Origin of the sequence: Pseudomonas sp. SORGH_AS_0199, assembly GCF_031453735.1 — a bacterium.
Taxonomy (GTDB): Bacteria; Pseudomonadota; Gammaproteobacteria; order Pseudomonadales; family Pseudomonadaceae; genus Chryseomonas; species Chryseomonas aestiva.
In genome coordinates this window covers 3,215,591-3,231,503 of sequence record NZ_JAVJAE010000001.1, presented here as the reverse complement: position 1 = coordinate 3,231,503, position 15,913 = coordinate 3,215,591, and the positions used below count along the sequence as shown (strand labels likewise).

Sequence of the window (15,913 nt, the reverse complement as noted above, 5' to 3'; positions counted from 1 at the left end):
GCCAACCTCGTTTAACGCATTACAAAGGGATCGGGCATCGGCGCCTGGGACAGATTGATCCATACCGTTTTGGTTTCGGTATAGGCCAGAACCGAGTCGATGCCGCTCTCGCGGCCGTAGCCGCTGTTCTTGAAACCGCCGATCGGCGCCATGGCCGAGACCGCGCGATAGGTGTTGACCCAGATGATGCCGGAGCGGATATCCCGCGCCAGGCGATGGGCACGACCCAGGTCGCGGGTCCAGATACCGGCGGCGAGTCCCAGCTCGCTGTCGTTGGCCAGGCGCAGGGCCTCGGCCTCGTCCTTGAAGCGGATCACCGCGGCCACCGGGCCGAAGACTTCCTCCTGCATGATGCGCAGCGAGTGCCGGTCGCATTCCAGCAGGGTGGGTTCGTAGTACCAGCCGGCGCTGCCGGTGTCGGGTCGCTTGCCGCCCAGGCGCAGGGTGGCGCCTTCGGCCAGGGCCGCCTCCACCAGCCGCTCGACGATGGCGAGCTGCTGCTCGGTGGCCATGGGGCCCATCTCGCTGGCGTCGTCCTGGGGATTGCCGATGCGGATGCGCTGGGCACGCTCCACCAGTCGGGTGACGAATTCGTCGTAGATCTCGTCCTGCACCAGCAGCCGCGAGCCGGCCACGCAACTCTGCCCGGAGGCGGCATAGATACCGGCCACCGCGCCGTTGACCGCGCTATCGAGGTCGGCGTCGGCGAAGATGATGTTGGGCGACTTGCCGCCCAGCTCCAGGCTCAGCTTGGCGAAGTTCTCGGCGCTGGCGCGGACCACATGGCGGGCCGTGGCGGCACCGCCGGTAAAGGCGATCTTGCGCACCAGCGGATGGCGGGTGAGGGCCGCGCCGGCGCCCGGACCATAACCGGTCACCACGTTGAACACGCCCGGCGGAATGCCGGCTTCCAGGGCCAGTCGCGCCAGCTCCAGGATGGTGGCCGAGGCATGCTCGGACGGCTTGATCACCACGGTGTTGCCGGCGGCCAGGGCCGGGGCGACCTTGATGGCGGTCAGGTACAGCGGGCTGTTCCAGGGCACGATGCCGGCGATCACGCCCAGCGGTTCGTGCACGGTGTAGGCGAAGAGGTCGGTCTTGTCGAGGGGCAGGGTGCCGCCTTCGAGCTTGTCGGCGAGGCCCGCCGTGTAGTGGAAGAATTCCGGCAGGTAGCCGACCTGGCCGCGGGTCTCGCGGATCAGCTTGCCGTTGTCGCGGCTTTCCAGCTGGGCCAGGGCTTCCTTGTTGGCGGCGATGAGATCGCCCAGCCGGCGCAGGAGCTTGCCGCGGGCGCTGGCGGTCAGGCCACGCCAGGCCGGCGCCTCGAAGGCCCGCTGGGCGGCCTGGACCGCGCGGTCGACGTCGTCGGCATCGGCGTCGGGCAATTCCGCCCAGGCGGTCGCGGTGGCCGGATCGAGACTGGCGAAGGTACGGCCCGACTGGGCCGCGGTCCATTCGCCGTCGATGCACATCTGAAAACGTTGCAGGGTCATGCCACGTATCCCTTGATGGAAGTGGAAGGGGCCTTGGCCAGGGCTTCGTCGAGGAAGTCCAGTAGCAGGGCGTTGACCAGCTTGGGTGACTCGACCGGCATCATATGGCGCTGGTCGGCCAGCACGGCAGTGCGCGCGCGCGGAATCCGGGCGGCCAGCTGGCGCGCCATCTCCGGGGTCGAGCCGCTGTCCAGTTCGCCAGTGGCCACCAGGGTGGGCACCTGGATGCTGTCCAGGCGCTCGGCGCCATAGCGGTCCTGGGTGGCGAACAGGGCATAGGTGGTCAGATAGCCCTGGGGGTCATTGCTGGCGAAGGCCTGCCGCAGCGCCTGGATCTGCGCCGGGTTGGCGCCCTGGTACTCGCGGCTGAACCAGCGCGCCAGGGCGCTATCCAGGTTAGCGTCAGGGCCTTCGAGTTCGGCCTGGCGGGTTCGCTCCAGGACCCCGCTACGCTGCTCCACCGAGCGATTGAACACGCTGTTGAGGATCACCAGGGCGTCCAGTCGCTGCGGATGGCCGAGGGCGAAGGCCCGGGCCACCAGGCCGCCCATGGAGAAGCCGACCACCACGGCCGTTGCCAGCCCCAGGTGATCGAGCAGTTCGGTGAGCTGCGCGGCATAGTCGTCGAGCGTAGCCTGCGCCGCCGGGCGCTGGCTTTCGCCATGGCCGAGCATGTCATAGGCGATCACCTGGTAGCGCGGCGCGAGGCCCGCGAGTTGACCGCCCCACATTTCCTTGCTGAGCCCCACGCCATGGATCAGGACGAGCGGGCTGCCATCGCCGGCGATACGGTAGGCAGTGCCGGCGGGGGTCTTGGCGTCTGTAGACCGGATCATTCGCGGATTCTCCTCAGCGCGCCTTTTCAGCCGCGAGTTCCTCGAGGTCGATGTAGCGGTTGCCGATGCGCGGATGCAGGCGGCCACCGTCGGCGGCGCCCAGCACCACCACGATCTCGTCGGCCCGCGGTGCGTCCTCGATGCGCATTTCCAGGGTGATGTAGTGGGATCTCAGGCCCTCGTCATCCTTGTGCATCATGGGGATCTGGATGGAAGTACCCGGGGCACCGCGCTTGTTGGTGAAGCTCAGGTAGCTCTTGGCCTGGACCGCCTCGCGGTAGTGGTTGCCGAATCTGAGGGTGTGGATCACCGCCGAGGCGTGTTCGATCTCGCCGTCGGCGCCGACCACCGCCGCCTTGCCATAGGCCTCGATGCGCTCGGCACCGCCGATGGCGCGGGTCAGGCGCTCGACGATGAAGGCGCCGAGGTCGGAGCAGTGGGCCTTGATCTCGGGCTTGAGGTCTTCGACGAAGCCCTTGCCGACCCAGGGATTGCGGATCACCACGGCGACGCCGGCCATGGTCACCGGCTTGTCGGTGGCCTTGCCGCCTTCGCTGTGGGTCTCTTCGAGATAGGTGACGACCTTGCGGATTTCGAAACTCATGCTGACTCCTGGGATGTCTGTTGGATGATGGTATGCCACGCCCTCGGGCGTGTTGCAGGTCCGCGCCGGGGCGCGGACCCTGGATCAGGCAAAGGCCGGTGCCACCTTGTCGATGAACAACTGCAGCGACTTCTTCTTTTCGGCGAAGGGCAGGCTGTTGTCGCACCAGAAGCTGAATTCGTCGACGCCCAGTTCCTCGTAGTGACGCAGGCGGGTGATGACCTCGTCGGGGGTGCCGATCATGGTGTTCTTGCGGATGTTCTCCAGCTCGAACTCCGGGCGGCCGGCGAACTTTTCTTCCGGACTGGGGGCGAGGAAACCGTTGACCGGGGTTTCCTTGTTACCGAACCAGGCATCGAAGGTGCGGTAGAAACGGCCGATGGCCTGGGCGCCGATCTTCCAGCCCTCGGGTTCTTCCGCCGCGTGCACATGGGTGTGGCGCAGCACCATCAGCTTGGGCCGGGCTACGCCGGGGTTGTTGGCCAGGGCGTTGTCGAACTTGTGCTTGAGGTCCACCACTTCCTCGTCGCCCTTCATCAGCGGCGTGACCATGACGTTGCAGCCGTTGGCCACCGCGAAATTGTGCGAATCCGGATCCCGCGCGGCGATCCAGATCGGCGGGGTGCCGATCGGCTTGGGCACGCTGGTGGAGGTGGGGAATTGCCAGACTTCGCCATCGTGGGCGTAGTCGCCTTCCCAGAGCTTGCGCAGCGCCGGGACCAGTTCGCGCAGATGCTTGCCGCCAGCGGTGGCGGGCAGGCCGCCCGCCATGCGATCGAATTCCACCTGGTAGGCGCCACGGGCCAGGCCCACTTCCATGCGGCCTGCACTGATCACGTCGAGCAGGGCGCATTCGCCAGCCGCACGCAGGGGGTGCCAGAAGGGCGCGATCAGGGTGCCGGCGCCCAGGCGGATGGTCGAGGTACGCGCCGCCAGGTTGGCCAGGATCGGCATGGGGCTGGGGGAGATGGTGTATTCCATCGCATGATGCTCACCGACCCAGACGGTGCAGAAACCGCCGGCTTCGGCCATCAGGGTCAATTCGGTCAGCTCTTCGAACAGCTGCCGATGGCTGACGCTTTCGTCCCAGCGTTCCATGTGCACGAACAGGGAAAATTTCATAAGAAGCCTACCTCTTGTCTTCCACCTCGGCCCAGGGCTCGGGTGTCTCTTGTTGGCGGTACGCGACGGCTCGGCCAGTCGATGTTTTTATTGGTATACCATAATACGTGAGCTGGCAAGCAGAGATGTAACGAGATTCGGCGGTAGTCCCCAGACGTCACTTCCACAGGCCAAAAGGCGGTTGTGTAATCTGGTATACCGTAATACTTTCTGCTCACCAGGACGACCTGTCCAGCAGGCGTCTTCCACAACTACAACAATGGAATTCCTGGATGTCCGCAGCCCCTCGCTCTGCCGTCGCTATCGAAACCCATACCGTGGATCACGTCGCCCCGGCCGAACGCCACGGCCATAGCCGGGATCTCTTCACCCTCTGGTTCAGCACCAATATCGCGCCGCTGCCCATCGTCACCGGCGCCATGGTGGTCCAGTCCTTCCACCTGAATCTGGCCTGGGGCCTGCTGGCCATCGTGCTCGGGCATCTGCTCGGCGGGGTGGTGCTGGCCCTGGCCTCGGCCCAGGGGCCGCGCCTGGGCATCCCGCAGATGGTGCAGAGTCGCGGCCAGTTCGGTCGCTATGGCGCCCTGCTGATCGTCTGCGTCACGGCGCTGATCTATGTGGGCTTCTTCACCTCCAACGTGGTGCTGGCCGGCAAGTCGATCCAGGGTCTGGTGCCGGCCGTACCCATGCCGCTGGCCATCGTGCTCGGTGCCCTGAGCGCCACGGCCATCGGGGTGATCGGCTATCGCTGCATCCACACCCTCAATCGCTGGGGCACCTGGGTGATGGGCGCCGGACTGCTGGCCGGCTTCGCCATGATGCTGAGCCAGCCGCTGCCGGCGGATTTCCTGACCCGGGGCGGCCTCAACGCCAGCGGCTTCATCGCCACCCTGTCGCTGGGGGTAATCTGGCAACTGAGCTTCTCGCCCTACACCAGCGACTATTCGCGCTACCTGCCGGAAGCCGTCGGCATCGCGCGCCCCTTCTGGGCGACCTATCTCGGCGCCACCCTGGGCACCATCCTGGCCTTTTCCTTTGGTGTGGTGGCGGTACTGGCAGTGCCGGCCGGCGGCGACGCCATGGCTGCCGTGGCCCAGGCCACCGGCTGGCTGGGTCCGGTGCTGATGGTGCTGTTCCTGCTCAACATCATCAGTCACAACGCGCTCAACCTCTATGGCGCGGTACTGGCCATCATCACCTGCGTGCAGACCTTCGCTGCTGGCTGGACGCCGGGTGTCAGGGTCAAGGTGGTGCTGTCGAGTCTAGTGCTGGTGGGCTGCTGCGGGGTGGCGCTGATGGCCTCCGCCGATTTCATCGAAAGATTCATCGGCCTGGTGCTGGCCATGACCATGATCCTAGTGCCCTGGGCCTCCATCAATCTGATCGACTTCTATCTGATCAAGCGCGGCGACTATCACATCCCCTCGCTGTTCGCCGCCGACGGCGGCCGCTATGGCCGCTTCAACGGCCATGCCATCGCCGCCTATGCGGTCGGCATCCTGGTGCAGCTGCCGTTCGCCAACACGGCGCTGTTCAAGGGGCCCTATGCCGACCTGGTGGCGGGCGCCGATCTGTCCTGGCTGTTCGGGCTGCTGGTGACCTGCCCGCTGTATTTCTGGCTGGCCTACCAGGGCTCGCCGGCCCAGGCCGCCCGGCTGCAGGCTACCTCGGCACAATGATCGGCGGCGCTGTCGAAAACCACCTTCAATCCCCTCCCGAGGAACCCCGCTCATGTTGCAAGACGCTCCCCTGTTTCGCCAGCAAGCCTATGTCGACGGCGCCTGGATCGACGCCGACAGCGGTGCCACCGTCACCGTGGACAACCCGGCCACCGGTGAGACCCTGGGCACCATTCCCAAGCTCGGCCGCGCCGAGACCAAGCGTGCCATCGACGCCGCCAATCGCGCCCTGCCGGGCTGGCGCGCGCTGACCGCCAAGGAGCGTTCGGCCAAGCTGCGGCGCTGGTACGAGCTGATGATCGAGAACCAGGACGACCTGGGCCGGCTGATGACCCTGGAGCAGGGCAAGCCGCTGGCCGAGGCCAAGGGCGAGATCGCCTATGCCGCCTCCTTCATCGAGTGGTTCGCCGAAGAAGCCAAGCGCATCTATGGCGATACCATCCCCGGCCACCAGGCCGACAAGCGCATCCTGGTGATCAAGCAGCCCATCGGCGTCACCGCCGCCATCACGCCGTGGAATTTCCCCACCGCGATGATCACCCGCAAGGCCGGTCCGGCCCTGGCCGCCGGCTGCACCATGGTCATCAAGCCCGCCAGCCAGACCCCGTACTCGGCACTGGCCCTGGTCGAGCTGGCCGAGCGCGCCGGCATTCCCAAGGGCGTGCTGAGCGTGGTCACCGGCTCCGCCGCCGAAATCGGCGCCGAGCTGACCGAAAGCCCCATCGTGCGCAAGATCTCCTTTACCGGCTCCACCGAGATCGGTGCCAAGCTGATGGAGCAGAGCGCGCCCACCATCAAGAAGCTGTCGCTGGAACTGGGCGGCAACGCGCCCTTCATCGTCTTCGACGACGCCGATCTGGACAAGGCCGTGGAAGGCGCCATCGCCTCCAAGTACCGCAACGCTGGCCAGACCTGCGTCTGCGTCAACCGCCTCTATATCCAGGACGGTGTCTACGACGCCTTCGCCGAGAAATTCAAGGCCGCGGTGGCCAAGCTCAAGGTCGGCAACGGCCTGGAAGAGGGCGTGACCATTGGCCCGCTGATCGACGCCAAGGCGGCGGCCAAGGTCAAGGAACACATCGACGACGCCGTGAGCCAGGGCGCCAGGGTCATCGCCGGGGGCAAGGCCCACGCCAACGGCGGCAGCTACTTCGAGCCGACCATCCTCGCCGACGTGCCCAGGAGCGCCAAGGTGTCCAAGGAAGAGACCTTCGGCCCGCTGGCGCCGCTGTTCCGCTTCAAGGACGAGGCCGAGGTCATCGAGCTGGCCAACGACACCGAATTCGGCCTGGCCTCCTACTTCTATGCCCGCGACCTGTCCCGCGTGTTCCGCGTGGCCGAGGCGCTGGAGTACGGCATGGTCGGCATCAACACCGGCCTGATCTCCAACGAGGTCGCGCCCTTCGGTGGCGTCAAGGCCTCGGGCCTGGGCCGCGAAGGCTCCAAGTACGGCATCGAGGACTACCTGGAGATCAAGTACCTCTGCCTGGGGATCTGATCGCTCTCGTTGGGCTTCGCGGCGCTCAACCCAACCTACCAGCCCCCGTAGGTTGGGTTGAGACGGTTTTATCGTCGAAGCCCAACGGGCGCACCGAGTTTGGACGTGTTGGGCTTCGCGGTGCTCAACCCAACCTACGATCGAGGTAGGTTGGGCTGAGACGGCTCCATCGTCGAAGCCCAACAGCTCCCGGCGCCATCAACCCAAGGGATGCAACTGCCCGGCCTCGGCCGTACCGAAATAGAGGCCATGCTGACCCTGCGCCTGCTCATGCAGACGGCGCTCCAGGATCTGCTGGATCGAAGGATAGGCCAGTTCGGCCCAGGGCAGCTCGTCCGGGGCAAAGAAGCGGCGCTCCAGGGTCTCGACACCGGCGTCGGCGGCGATCTCGATCAATTCGGCGCGAAAGATCAAATAGACCTGATTGACCGTCGTGGCGTTGAAGATGGAATAGGGTGCCAATATTCGCGCCCGCACCCCGCTTTCTTCCCAGGTCTCGCGCAAGGCCGCCTGCTCGGCGCTCTCGCCGTTCTCCATGAAGCCCGCGGGCAGGGTCCAGTAGCCAAGCCGCGGCTCGATGGCCCGGCGACAGAGCAGATAGCGGCCCTGATGCTCCACCAGGCACCCGGCAATCACCCGCGGATTGTCATAGAGTACATGGCCGCAGGCGGTGCACAGCAACCGTTCATGGCTATCGCCCGCAGGCTGGCCACGACGCAATTCGGCGCTGCCGCACTGGCAGCAGAAACGTGGGGAAGGGCTCATGCTGACCTCGGCCTGGTCACTGCTCTGATTATTCTAGTCTTACGGTATACCAGAACGTCTCAGCGGCCTAGTCGGAACGTCGGGCGTCCGCGTGGGGGCGGTGTCCCAGCTCGGTGGCGATCCGCGCGGCGGTCTCGGCCAGCAGGGCGCCGACCCATTCCCGCGTCGCGGCCGCATCCATCACGGCATCGGGGCCGGAGACGTTGAGCGCCGCCACCAGTTGGTCGCGATGATCGCGGATGCCGGTGGCGATGGCGGTGGAGTAGTCGGAGCGGTGCAGGACCCAACCCTGACGGCGGTCTTGCTCGACCAGGCGCAACAGCTCCGGCAGGGTACGGGGCGCGGGCGGTGGCTGGTCATCCAGCCGCTCGTGCTGGTAGAGGGCGCTCAGGGCCTCGGCGTCGAGGCCGCTGAGCAGCACTCGGCCCAGGGCGGTACGGGTGCAGGGTAGCCGGGTGCCCACCGGGACGTTCACCGTCAGCCGCTGGCTGGCCATGGCGCGGTAGAGATAGACCACCTCGGTACGATCGCGGATGCCCAGATGGCAGGACAGCGAGGTGACGTCGCGCAGCCGTTCCAGGTGGGGCTGCGCGATGTCCACCAGGTCGCGGCTGGCCAGGTAGGCGAAGCCCTGGCTGACCACCTTGATGCCCAGGCCGTATCCGGTCCTGGACTGACGCTCCAGATAGCCCAGCTCGGTGAGGGTCATGACGATGCGGTAGACCGACGAGGTCGAGCCGCCGAGACCCTCGGCGATCTCCTGCAGGGTCAGCAGGCGTCGCTTCGCGTCGAACAGTTCCAGGACCCTCAGGCCACGCAGCAGGGCGGGCACCCGATAGTCGCCGTCCGCCTCGACCGCCGTCGCTTCGACGACGGTCATGGGATGCCCGCCTTGAGCAGCACCGCGACCCCCAGCGCACCGCCGTCGAACTCTTCCAGCGCATCGAGCAGCACGTGCCAGAGGTAATGGGCGCTGGCGCGGTCGCAGAGCAGGTGGACATGCGGCAGAGTACCGTCGCCGGCATTGAGCAGGATGGCGTTGAGTCTGGCTACCGAGGTCTGCACCACCTGGCCGACCGCGAAGGGCTTGCCCAGGTCCACGCCACACAGCTTGGCGAACAGCGCGGGCAGCTGGGACCCGGTGAGGATCAGCCAGGCGTGGGAGTCCTGGCGCGGCAGCGGGTAGCAGCCGGGGCCAAGTTCGGCGGCAGCCGCTTCCAGGGCGGCGACCCGGGCCCCGCCGTCGCCCAGGGCGCCAAGCAGCAGGTATTCGCTCGGCGACAGCCGCAGCAGCCATTCCCCGGTCGCCTGGCGCAGCGCCTGGTTGGGCCGCTCCGGGAGGACATAGCCCTGGGCCCGCAGCTGGTCGCCGGCGGTCGGGCCGCGCAGGCCGAAGCGCGGCAGATTGCTCAGGTCGGCCAGGCCACCGCGGCGGAGCAGCGCCGCTTCGTCGCCAGCACTCAGACGCTCGGCAAAGATCCGTCCCTGATGCTGCAGTACGGGTGTATCGAGCTGCAATTCGACCAGCGGGCTGCGTTCGTCGAACTCCACGGGATTCAGCGTCATGCTCCCATCTCCTGGCGTTGGGCTTGGGGATCGTAGAAGGGCAGGCGTATCACCGTGGCCTGGACGATCTCGCCCCCTTCGACGCGGATCGGCAGGGACATGCCGGGCTCGGCCTGGTCGGCGGCGGCATAGGCCAGGCCGATGATGCAGCCCAGGGTGGAGGAGAATTCGCAGGAGGTGACGTTGCCCGCGATGTCGTCGCCGCGCAGCACCAGGTGGCCTTCCAGCGGCTGGCTGGCGGTGGCCGGCAGGGTGAAGCCGACCAGCTTGCGGCGCAGTGGCTGGCTTTCGAGGATCTCGATGGACTTCTGGCCGACGAAGAAGGGCTTCTGGCGACCGATGGCCCAGCCCATGTCGATCTCGGCCGGATGGGTCATGCCGTCGGTGTCCTGGCCGATGATCACGTGGCCCTTCTCCAGCCGCAGCAGGCGCTGGGCCTCGACGCCGAAGGGACGGATGCCGAAGCGGGCGCCTGCCTCCATTAGGGCATCCCAGAGGCGCTCGCCGAAGCGTGCCGGCACATGGATCTCGTAGCCCAGCTCGCCGACGAAACCGACCCGTAATAGCCGCGCGGGAATCCCGGCGACGCGGCCCTCGCGCACGGCGAGGTAGGGGAAGGCCTCGGGCGTCAGGTCCAGCTCGGGGCAGAGCTCGCGCAGCACCTCCCGCGAGCGCGGACCGGCCAGGTTCACGGCGGCGAAGGCGGCGCTGACGTTGGCGATGTCCACGTCCAGCCGCCATTGGGCGTTCCACTTCAGCAGGCTGCGATAGACGCGGTCGACGCTACTGGTGGTGGCCGAGACGTAGAAGTGCTCATCGCCCAGGCGCGCGGCCACGCCGTCGTCGATCACCACGCCGTCTTCGGCGGTCATCAGGGCGTAGCGGGTACGCCCCACGGGCAGCTTGCGGAAGCCGAAGGTGTAGACCCGTTCCAGCAATTCGGCGGCATCGGGGCCGCGTACGTCGAGCCCACCCAGGGTGGAGACGTCGATCAGGCCCACGCCCTCGCGGACCTGGCGGACCTCGGCCTGGATGCACCGCTGGCGTTCGCTGGCCGGGCCGTAGAAGGCCGGCCGTTGCCAGACACCCGCCGGCATCAGGCTGGCTCCCAGTTCCAGGTGGCGCCTGTGCATGGCGGTGCGCCGATAGGGATCGAAGGCCCGGCCGGCGACGTGGGCGAGCTTTTCCGCGGTGAAGGGCGGGCGGGCGGTGGTCACCCCGGTGTCGCTGACACTGCGCGCCGTGGCGGCAGCCACCAGGCGCGCGGTGGGTAGCGCCGAATGGCGACCCTGGGAGGGGCCCATGCCGACGGTGGAGAAGCGCTTGACCAACTGGACGTCGCGATAGCCGTGGCGGGTGGCGTTGACGATGTCGGCGATCTGCAGATCCTCGTCGAAGTCGACGAACTCCTTGCCCTGGGGATGGGCGAACATCGGCCAGGGGAAGTTGACCTGGCTGTCGTCGGCCTGGGTCTGCTCGGTGGTGAGCGGGGCGAGATCCAGTTCGGCCAGGGCGCGGGACGCGGCGGCGCGGCCGTCGGACAGCACCCGCTCCAGCGCATGGCGGCCATTGACCGAGCCGGCCAGGTGCAGGCCCCGCGGCAGATTGCCGAGGCTGAAGGCGGCCTGCTCGTCGACGTAACCCAGGGTGCCGCCGGCCTGGCAGGCCAGCTGGTAGACCGGCATGTAGCCGGCGGACATGCACAGCAGGTCGCAATCCAGGGTCAGGCCCGCGGGGCCGACCTGGCCCTGGCCGACGATGGGCCGGACATCGACCCGCGCCAGCTGGCGGCCAGCGGCATCGGCGTGGGCCTCGTACACCGTATGGCCCAGGTGTACGGGAATGCCGCGTGCGCTTACCGCCTGCTGCAACTGCGCATCCCGCGGCGCCGCGCGCAGATCGAGCAGCGCGGCGACGGTGACCCCCTGCTCCTGCAGGTCGAGGGCCGCCAGATAGCCATCGTCGTTGCCGGCCAGGACCACGGCACGCTGGCCCGGTCGCACGCCATAGAGACGCATCAGGCGTTGGGCGGCGCTGGTCAGCAGGATGCCGGGCAGGTCGTTATTGCGGAAGATCACCGGTTGGTCGAAGGCGCCACTGGCGAGGATAGTCTGCCGCGCCCTGACCTTGAACATCCGGTTGCCCTGGATGACCGGCAGATAGTGGTCGGCGAACCAGCCGTTGCACACGGCGGCCTCCAGCACCCGGATGCGTGGTTCGGCGCGCACCGCGACCACCAGTTCCTCGCGTAGCCCTTCACCCTGGCCGGCATCGAGGCCGAAACGACCCCAGGCCAGGGCGCCGCCGAGCAGCGGCTGCTGTTCGATGAGCAGCACCTCGGCGCCACCCTGGGCCGCAGCCAGCGCTGCGCTGAGGCCAGCGGGACCGGCGCCGATCACCGTCACGTCGCAGAACAGATAGGCCTTGTCGTGGTAGGTGGGGACGAAGGTCAGGTCGAGCACGCCGAGGCCGGCCTTCCTGCGGATCAGCGGCTCCCAGCGCTTCCACATGCCCTTGGGCTTGTAGAAGGCGCGATAGTAGAAGCCCACCGGCATGAACCTGGAGAAGGTGCCGAGCAGGGCATCGCGGTCGCGCTCGAGGCTGCCGCTGACGTTCTGCGCCGTGGCGCTCAAACCTTCGCGCAGCGGCAGTTCATCCGCCAGCACATTGGGCTCGTCCGGCAACTGCACCAGGGTGTTGGCGTCCTGGCCAGCCAGGGTCAGGGGCCCGCGGGGCCGGTGATACTTGAAGGAACGCGACAGCAGCCAGCGACCCTCGCCGAGCAGGGCGCTGGCCAGGGTATCGCCGGCATAGCCGTGACAGGTCTGGCCTTCGAAACGGAAGGCGAGCGGACGGTTGCGATCGATCAGCAGCCCCATGGGGGCCGGCAGGCGGGTCATGGGCGCACCTCCGCAACGGCGAAGTCGACACGCTGGGTGAACAGCTCGCGGGGATCGAAGGTGCGCAGCACCTCGTCGGTGCCGGTGTGGCGTTCGGCCAGGAACCAGTAGCTGGAGGCATTGTGCAGCCACCATTCGGTGACCACGCCGCGGCGATTCCCGCAGTTGAACACGTAGTCGGCCCATTCGGCGGTGCTGCAGGCCCGGGGATCGGGCATGGCCTTGAGTTCGCCGCCGTAGGTGAATTCGCTGATGTTGCGCGGCCCGTTGAGCGGGCAGGTGAGAATCTTCATGACAGCTCCTTAATGGCTGGCCGCGGTGGCGCCCATCTCGTTGACCTGCTGGAAGCGGCTGAACCGGTCCAGGCCGAAGGGGGCGATGAGCTCGGGCACCCGCCCGCCGCTGGCCACCAGTTCAGCCATGGTCTTGCCGCAGATCGGCGTGGCCTTGAAGCCCCAGGTGCCCCAGCCGGCGTCCAGGTAGTAGCCATCGATGGGCGACAGGCCCATCAGCGGGCTGTAGTCCGGGGTCATGTCGGTCATCCCGGCCCATTGGCGCATCAGCTTGGCGTTGGCCATGAAGGGGAACATCTCGATGGCGTGGGCCAGCAGGCTTTCCTTGAGCTCCAGGGTGGAGCGGGTGTGGTACAGCGGATAGGGGTCCGAACCGCCGCCGAAGACGATCTCGCCGCGGCTGGTCTGCTGTACGTAGCAGTGCAGGGCGCTGGAACTCACCAGGGGGTCGAGGAAGGGCTTGAACGGCTGGGTGACCATGGCCTGCAGCGGGTAGGTGTGCAGCGGCGCGCAGATGCCCAGCTTGTTCATCAGCAGCGAGCTGGTACCGGCCACCGCCTGTACCGCGCAGCCGCAGCGCACCGTGCCGCGGTTGGTCTTGAGGGCGGTGATTCTATTGTTCTCCACCACGAAGTCCTGCACCTCGGTCAACGGGTGGATCTCCACGCCGCGTTTGGCCGCCTGCTTGGCGTAGCCCCAGGCCACGGCGTCGTGACGGGCGGTGCCGCCATCGATGTGCCACAGCCCGGCCAGCACCGGCAGGTGGCCGGGATCGAGGTTGAGGCAGGGCACCAGTTCGCGGATCTGCTGGCGGTCGATCAGTTCGGTGCGTCCGCCGAAGTGCTTGTTGACCTCGGCGCGCTGGCGGAAGGCGCGCACCGTGGTGTCGGTGTGCGCTAGGGTCAGCTGGCCCCGCTCGGAATACATGATGTTGAAATCGAATTCGTTGGACAGCTCTTTGAACAGCCGCACCGACTCGATGTAGAACTTCACCCCTTCGCTGGTGAGGTAGTTGGAGCGAATCACCGCGGTATTGCGCGCCGTGTTTCCGCCGCCCAGGTAGGCCTTCTCCAGCACCGCGACATTGGTGATGCCGTGGTACTTGGCCAGGTAGTAGGCGGTGGCCAGGCCATGGCCGCCACCACCGATGATGACCACGTCGTAGCTGGACTTGAGTTCCTTGGGTGGCGGCAGGTCGACCTCCACCGGGTAGTCGGCGGACAGGCCGTATTTCAACAGGCTGAAAGGCATGGTGGGCTCCCGGTCAGGTCGCGACGGCGTGGGGGTGCTGGCGCTGGGCGGCGCTCAGAGTGTTGTGCAGCAGCAGGGCGATGGTCATGGGCCCGACCCCACCCGGCACCGGGGTGAGGGCACCGGCCACGGCCGCTACCTCGGGGGCGACGTCGCCCACCAGCCGGGCGCCGGCGGCGTGCTCCACGCGATTGATGCCGACGTCGATGACCACCGCGCCGGGCTTGACCCAGTCCACGGTGACCAGACCGGGCTGGCCGGCCGCGGCCACCAGGATGTCGGCCTGGCGGCACAGCGCGGCGGCGTCGCGGCTGCGCGAATGCACCAGGGTCACCGTGCAGTGCGCCTGCAACAGCAGAGCCGCCATGGGCTTGCCGACGATGTTGGAGCGGCCGACCACCACCGCATGGCGTCCGCTGAGATCACCCAGCTGGTCCTGCAGCAGCCGCAGGCAGCCGGCCGGTGTGCAGGGCACCAGACCGGGTTGGCCCAGGGCCAGGGCGCCAACGTTCTCGCGGTGAAAGCCATCGACGTCCTTGTCCGGGCGAAGCGCCTGGAGCACCGCCGCCTCGTCGATCTGCGGCGGCAATGGCAGTTGCACCAGGATGCCGTGCACTTCCGGGTTGGCGTTGAGCGCGGCGATCAGGGCGAGCAGCTCGATCTGCTCAAGATCCGCCGGCAACTCATGGCTGAGCGAGCGGATGCCCACTTCGGCGGCACGGCGGAGCTTGTTGCGCACATACACCTGGCTGGCCGGATCGCTGCCCACCAGGATGACCGCCAGGGCCGGCTGGATACCCCGCGCGCGCACCTCGGCCACATCTTGGGCGACCTCCTGCAGCAGGCGGGCGGCGGCGGCCTTGCCGTCGATCAGTCGGGCGCTCATCGAAACACCACCACGCGATTGCCATTGAGGAACAGCCGCCGCTCGATGTGGTACTTCACCGCCTTGTACAGGGCAACGGTCTCGGTATCCCGGCCGATGGCGACCAGGTCTTCGGGACGATAGCCGTGGTCGACGCGTTGCACCTCTTGCTCGATGATCGGGCCTTCGTCGAGGTCCGAGGTCACGTAGTGGGCGGTGGCCCCGATCAGCTTGACGCCACGCTCGAAGGCCTGGTGGTAGGGCTTGGCGCCTTTGAAGCCGGGCAGGAAGGAGTGGTGGATGTTGATGGCGCGGCCGGCGAGCTCCTGGCAGAGCTCGTTCGAGAGGATTTGCATGTAGCGCGCCAGCACCACCAGTTCGGTCCCGGTCTCCTCCACCAGGCGCAGCAATTCGAGTTCCTGCTGACGCTTGCTGTCCTTGGTCACCGGCAGGTAGACGAAGCGGATGCCTTCCCGTTCGGCCATGGGGCGCAGGTCCAGGTGATTGGAGACGATGGCGGTGATCTCCATCGGCAACTCGCCCTTCTGGTGGCGATAGAGCAGGTCGGTGAGGCAGTGATCGAACTTGCTCACCATCAGCAGCACCCGCGTGGGGCGGGCGGTGCTGTACAGCGCCCACTGCATGGCGAAGTCGGCCGCGACTGCCGCGAAGCCGTCGCGCAGCGCCTCGATGCCGGTACTGGCGCCCGGGTTGAAGCGGAACACCGTGCGCATGAAGAAGCGCTCGGTGAAATCGTCGTCGAATTGCGCCATCTCGGCGATGTAGCAATTGTTGCGGGCGAGATAGGTGCTGACGGCGGCCACGATGCCCGAGGTGGCCGGGCAACTGACATTGAGGATGTAGGTGGGCAAGGTTTCCATATGCGCGTCCGGATTTCACCAGTGGAGGAACATTTCGCTGCGGCGTTATTTCCTGTTGGGAATATAAAATTCACGGATGCTGTTATAGGGCAAGCGCAGGCGCTCGTCCAGAGTCGAGTAATAAAAATTTCCTACCAGTTATAAGGCGGTCTTTTTACCG

General features: G+C 67.0%; 14 protein-coding genes. 2 read left to right on the top strand and 12 right to left on the bottom strand.

Annotated elements, in window-relative coordinates:
* Positions 1–11: 11 nt before the first annotated feature.
* The 4 genes from QE444_RS15225 to QE444_RS15210 form a co-directional block, all read right to left on the bottom strand.
* Positions 12–1,493, bottom strand: a complete 1,482-nt coding sequence (locus QE444_RS15225) for an aldehyde dehydrogenase (RefSeq protein WP_187979412.1) — start codon at positions 1,491–1,493, stop codon at positions 12–14.
* The gene (locus QE444_RS15220; RefSeq protein ID WP_187979411.1) at positions 1,490–2,329 is read right to left on the bottom strand and encodes an alpha/beta fold hydrolase; all 840 of its coding nucleotides are present in this window, start codon (positions 2,327–2,329) and stop codon (positions 1,490–1,492) included. Before QE444_RS15220 ends, QE444_RS15225 begins: the two co-directional genes overlap by 4 nt.
* 13 nt (positions 2,330–2,342) lie before the next feature.
* The gene (locus QE444_RS15215) at positions 2,343–2,933 is read right to left on the bottom strand and encodes an amino acid synthesis family protein (protein ID WP_133860690.1); all 591 of its coding nucleotides are present in this window, start codon (positions 2,931–2,933) and stop codon (positions 2,343–2,345) included.
* An 84-nt stretch (positions 2,934–3,017) separates the two neighbouring features.
* Positions 3,018–4,055: an LLM class flavin-dependent oxidoreductase gene (locus QE444_RS15210; RefSeq protein WP_309739527.1), complete on the bottom strand. Its 1,038-nt coding sequence runs from the start codon at positions 4,053–4,055 to the stop codon at positions 3,018–3,020.
* Positions 4,056–4,327: 272 nt separating this feature from the next.
* Here QE444_RS15210 and QE444_RS15205 point away from each other — a divergent pair, with 272 nt between their 5' ends.
* A complete protein-coding gene (locus tag QE444_RS15205; protein WP_309739525.1) occupies positions 4,328–5,734 on the top strand; it encodes a cytosine permease in 1,407 nt (468 codons plus the stop codon).
* A 52-nt stretch (positions 5,735–5,786) separates the two neighbouring features.
* Complete coding sequence (gene gabD, locus QE444_RS15200; RefSeq protein ID WP_309739523.1) at positions 5,787–7,232, top strand: NADP-dependent succinate-semialdehyde dehydrogenase; 1,446 nt, start codon at positions 5,787–5,789, stop codon at positions 7,230–7,232.
* Between the two features lie 198 nt (positions 7,233–7,430).
* Here the strand turns inward: gabD and QE444_RS15195 are convergent, their stop codons facing one another.
* The 8 genes from QE444_RS15195 to purU all read right to left on the bottom strand — a co-directional run bounded on the left by QE444_RS15195 (position 7,431) and on the right by purU (position 15,753).
* Positions 7,431–7,997 carry an NUDIX hydrolase gene (locus QE444_RS15195; protein ID WP_187979407.1) on the bottom strand — a complete coding sequence of 189 codons (567 nt, stop codon included), beginning with the start codon at positions 7,995–7,997 and terminating at the stop codon, positions 7,431–7,433.
* A 67-nt stretch (positions 7,998–8,064) separates the two neighbouring features.
* On the bottom strand, positions 8,065–8,877 hold the full coding sequence (locus tag QE444_RS15190) for an IclR family transcriptional regulator (RefSeq protein ID WP_309739521.1): 813 nt from the start codon (positions 8,875–8,877) through the stop codon (positions 8,065–8,067).
* Positions 8,874–9,563, bottom strand: a complete 690-nt coding sequence (locus QE444_RS15185) for a sarcosine oxidase (protein ID WP_187979405.1) — start codon at positions 9,561–9,563, stop codon at positions 8,874–8,876. The genes QE444_RS15190 and QE444_RS15185 overlap by 4 nt, the downstream gene beginning before the upstream one ends.
* Entirely contained in the window at positions 9,560–12,463 is a 2,904-nt protein-coding gene (locus QE444_RS15180; protein WP_309739519.1) for a 2Fe-2S iron-sulfur cluster-binding protein, read from the bottom strand. Before QE444_RS15180 ends, QE444_RS15185 begins: the two co-directional genes overlap by 4 nt.
* Entirely contained in the window at positions 12,460–12,756 is a 297-nt protein-coding gene (locus QE444_RS15175; RefSeq protein WP_187979404.1) for a sarcosine oxidase subunit delta, read from the bottom strand. Before QE444_RS15175 ends, QE444_RS15180 begins: the two co-directional genes overlap by 4 nt.
* Before the next feature lie 9 nt (positions 12,757–12,765).
* Entirely contained in the window at positions 12,766–14,007 is a 1,242-nt protein-coding gene (locus QE444_RS15170; RefSeq protein ID WP_280307581.1) for an FAD-dependent oxidoreductase, read from the bottom strand.
* 13 nt (positions 14,008–14,020) lie between these two features.
* Entirely contained in the window at positions 14,021–14,893 is an 873-nt protein-coding gene (gene folD, locus QE444_RS15165) for a bifunctional methylenetetrahydrofolate dehydrogenase/methenyltetrahydrofolate cyclohydrolase FolD (protein WP_280307579.1), read from the bottom strand.
* Positions 14,890–15,753 carry a formyltetrahydrofolate deformylase gene (purU, locus tag QE444_RS15160; protein WP_187979401.1) on the bottom strand — a complete coding sequence of 288 codons (864 nt, stop codon included), beginning with the start codon at positions 15,751–15,753 and terminating at the stop codon, positions 14,890–14,892. The genes folD and purU overlap by 4 nt, the downstream gene beginning before the upstream one ends.
* Between the last annotated feature and the right edge of the window lie 160 nt (positions 15,754–15,913).

Excerpts from the sequence above, each read along its gene's own strand:
- QE444_RS15225 (WP_187979412.1), bottom strand. The coding sequence starts at position 1,493 with ATGACCCTGCAACGTTTTCAGATGTGCATCGACGGCGAATGGACCGCG.
- QE444_RS15220 (WP_187979411.1), bottom strand. The coding sequence starts at position 2,329 with ATGATCCGGTCTACAGACGCCAAGACCCCCGCCGGCACTGCCTACCGT.
- QE444_RS15215 (WP_133860690.1), bottom strand. The coding sequence starts at position 2,933 with ATGAGTTTCGAAATCCGCAAGGTCGTCACCTATCTCGAAGAGACCCAC.
- QE444_RS15210 (WP_309739527.1), bottom strand. The coding sequence starts at position 4,055 with ATGAAATTTTCCCTGTTCGTGCACATGGAACGCTGGGACGAAAGCGTC.
- QE444_RS15205 (WP_309739525.1), top strand. The coding sequence starts at position 4,328 with ATGTCCGCAGCCCCTCGCTCTGCCGTCGCTATCGAAACCCATACCGTG.
- gabD (WP_309739523.1), top strand. The coding sequence starts at position 5,787 with ATGTTGCAAGACGCTCCCCTGTTTCGCCAGCAAGCCTATGTCGACGGC.
- QE444_RS15195 (WP_187979407.1), bottom strand. The coding sequence starts at position 7,997 with ATGAGCCCTTCCCCACGTTTCTGCTGCCAGTGCGGCAGCGCCGAATTG.
- QE444_RS15190 (WP_309739521.1), bottom strand. The coding sequence starts at position 8,877 with ATGACCGTCGTCGAAGCGACGGCGGTCGAGGCGGACGGCGACTATCGG.
- QE444_RS15185 (WP_187979405.1), bottom strand. The coding sequence starts at position 9,563 with ATGACGCTGAATCCCGTGGAGTTCGACGAACGCAGCCCGCTGGTCGAA.
- QE444_RS15180 (WP_309739519.1), bottom strand. The coding sequence starts at position 12,463 with ATGACCCGCCTGCCGGCCCCCATGGGGCTGCTGATCGATCGCAACCGT.
- QE444_RS15175 (WP_187979404.1), bottom strand. The coding sequence starts at position 12,756 with ATGAAGATTCTCACCTGCCCGCTCAACGGGCCGCGCAACATCAGCGAA.
- QE444_RS15170 (WP_280307581.1), bottom strand. The coding sequence starts at position 14,007 with ATGCCTTTCAGCCTGTTGAAATACGGCCTGTCCGCCGACTACCCGGTG.
- folD (WP_280307579.1), bottom strand. The coding sequence starts at position 14,893 with ATGAGCGCCCGACTGATCGACGGCAAGGCCGCCGCCGCCCGCCTGCTG.
- purU (WP_187979401.1), bottom strand. The coding sequence starts at position 15,753 with ATGGAAACCTTGCCCACCTACATCCTCAATGTCAGTTGCCCGGCCACC.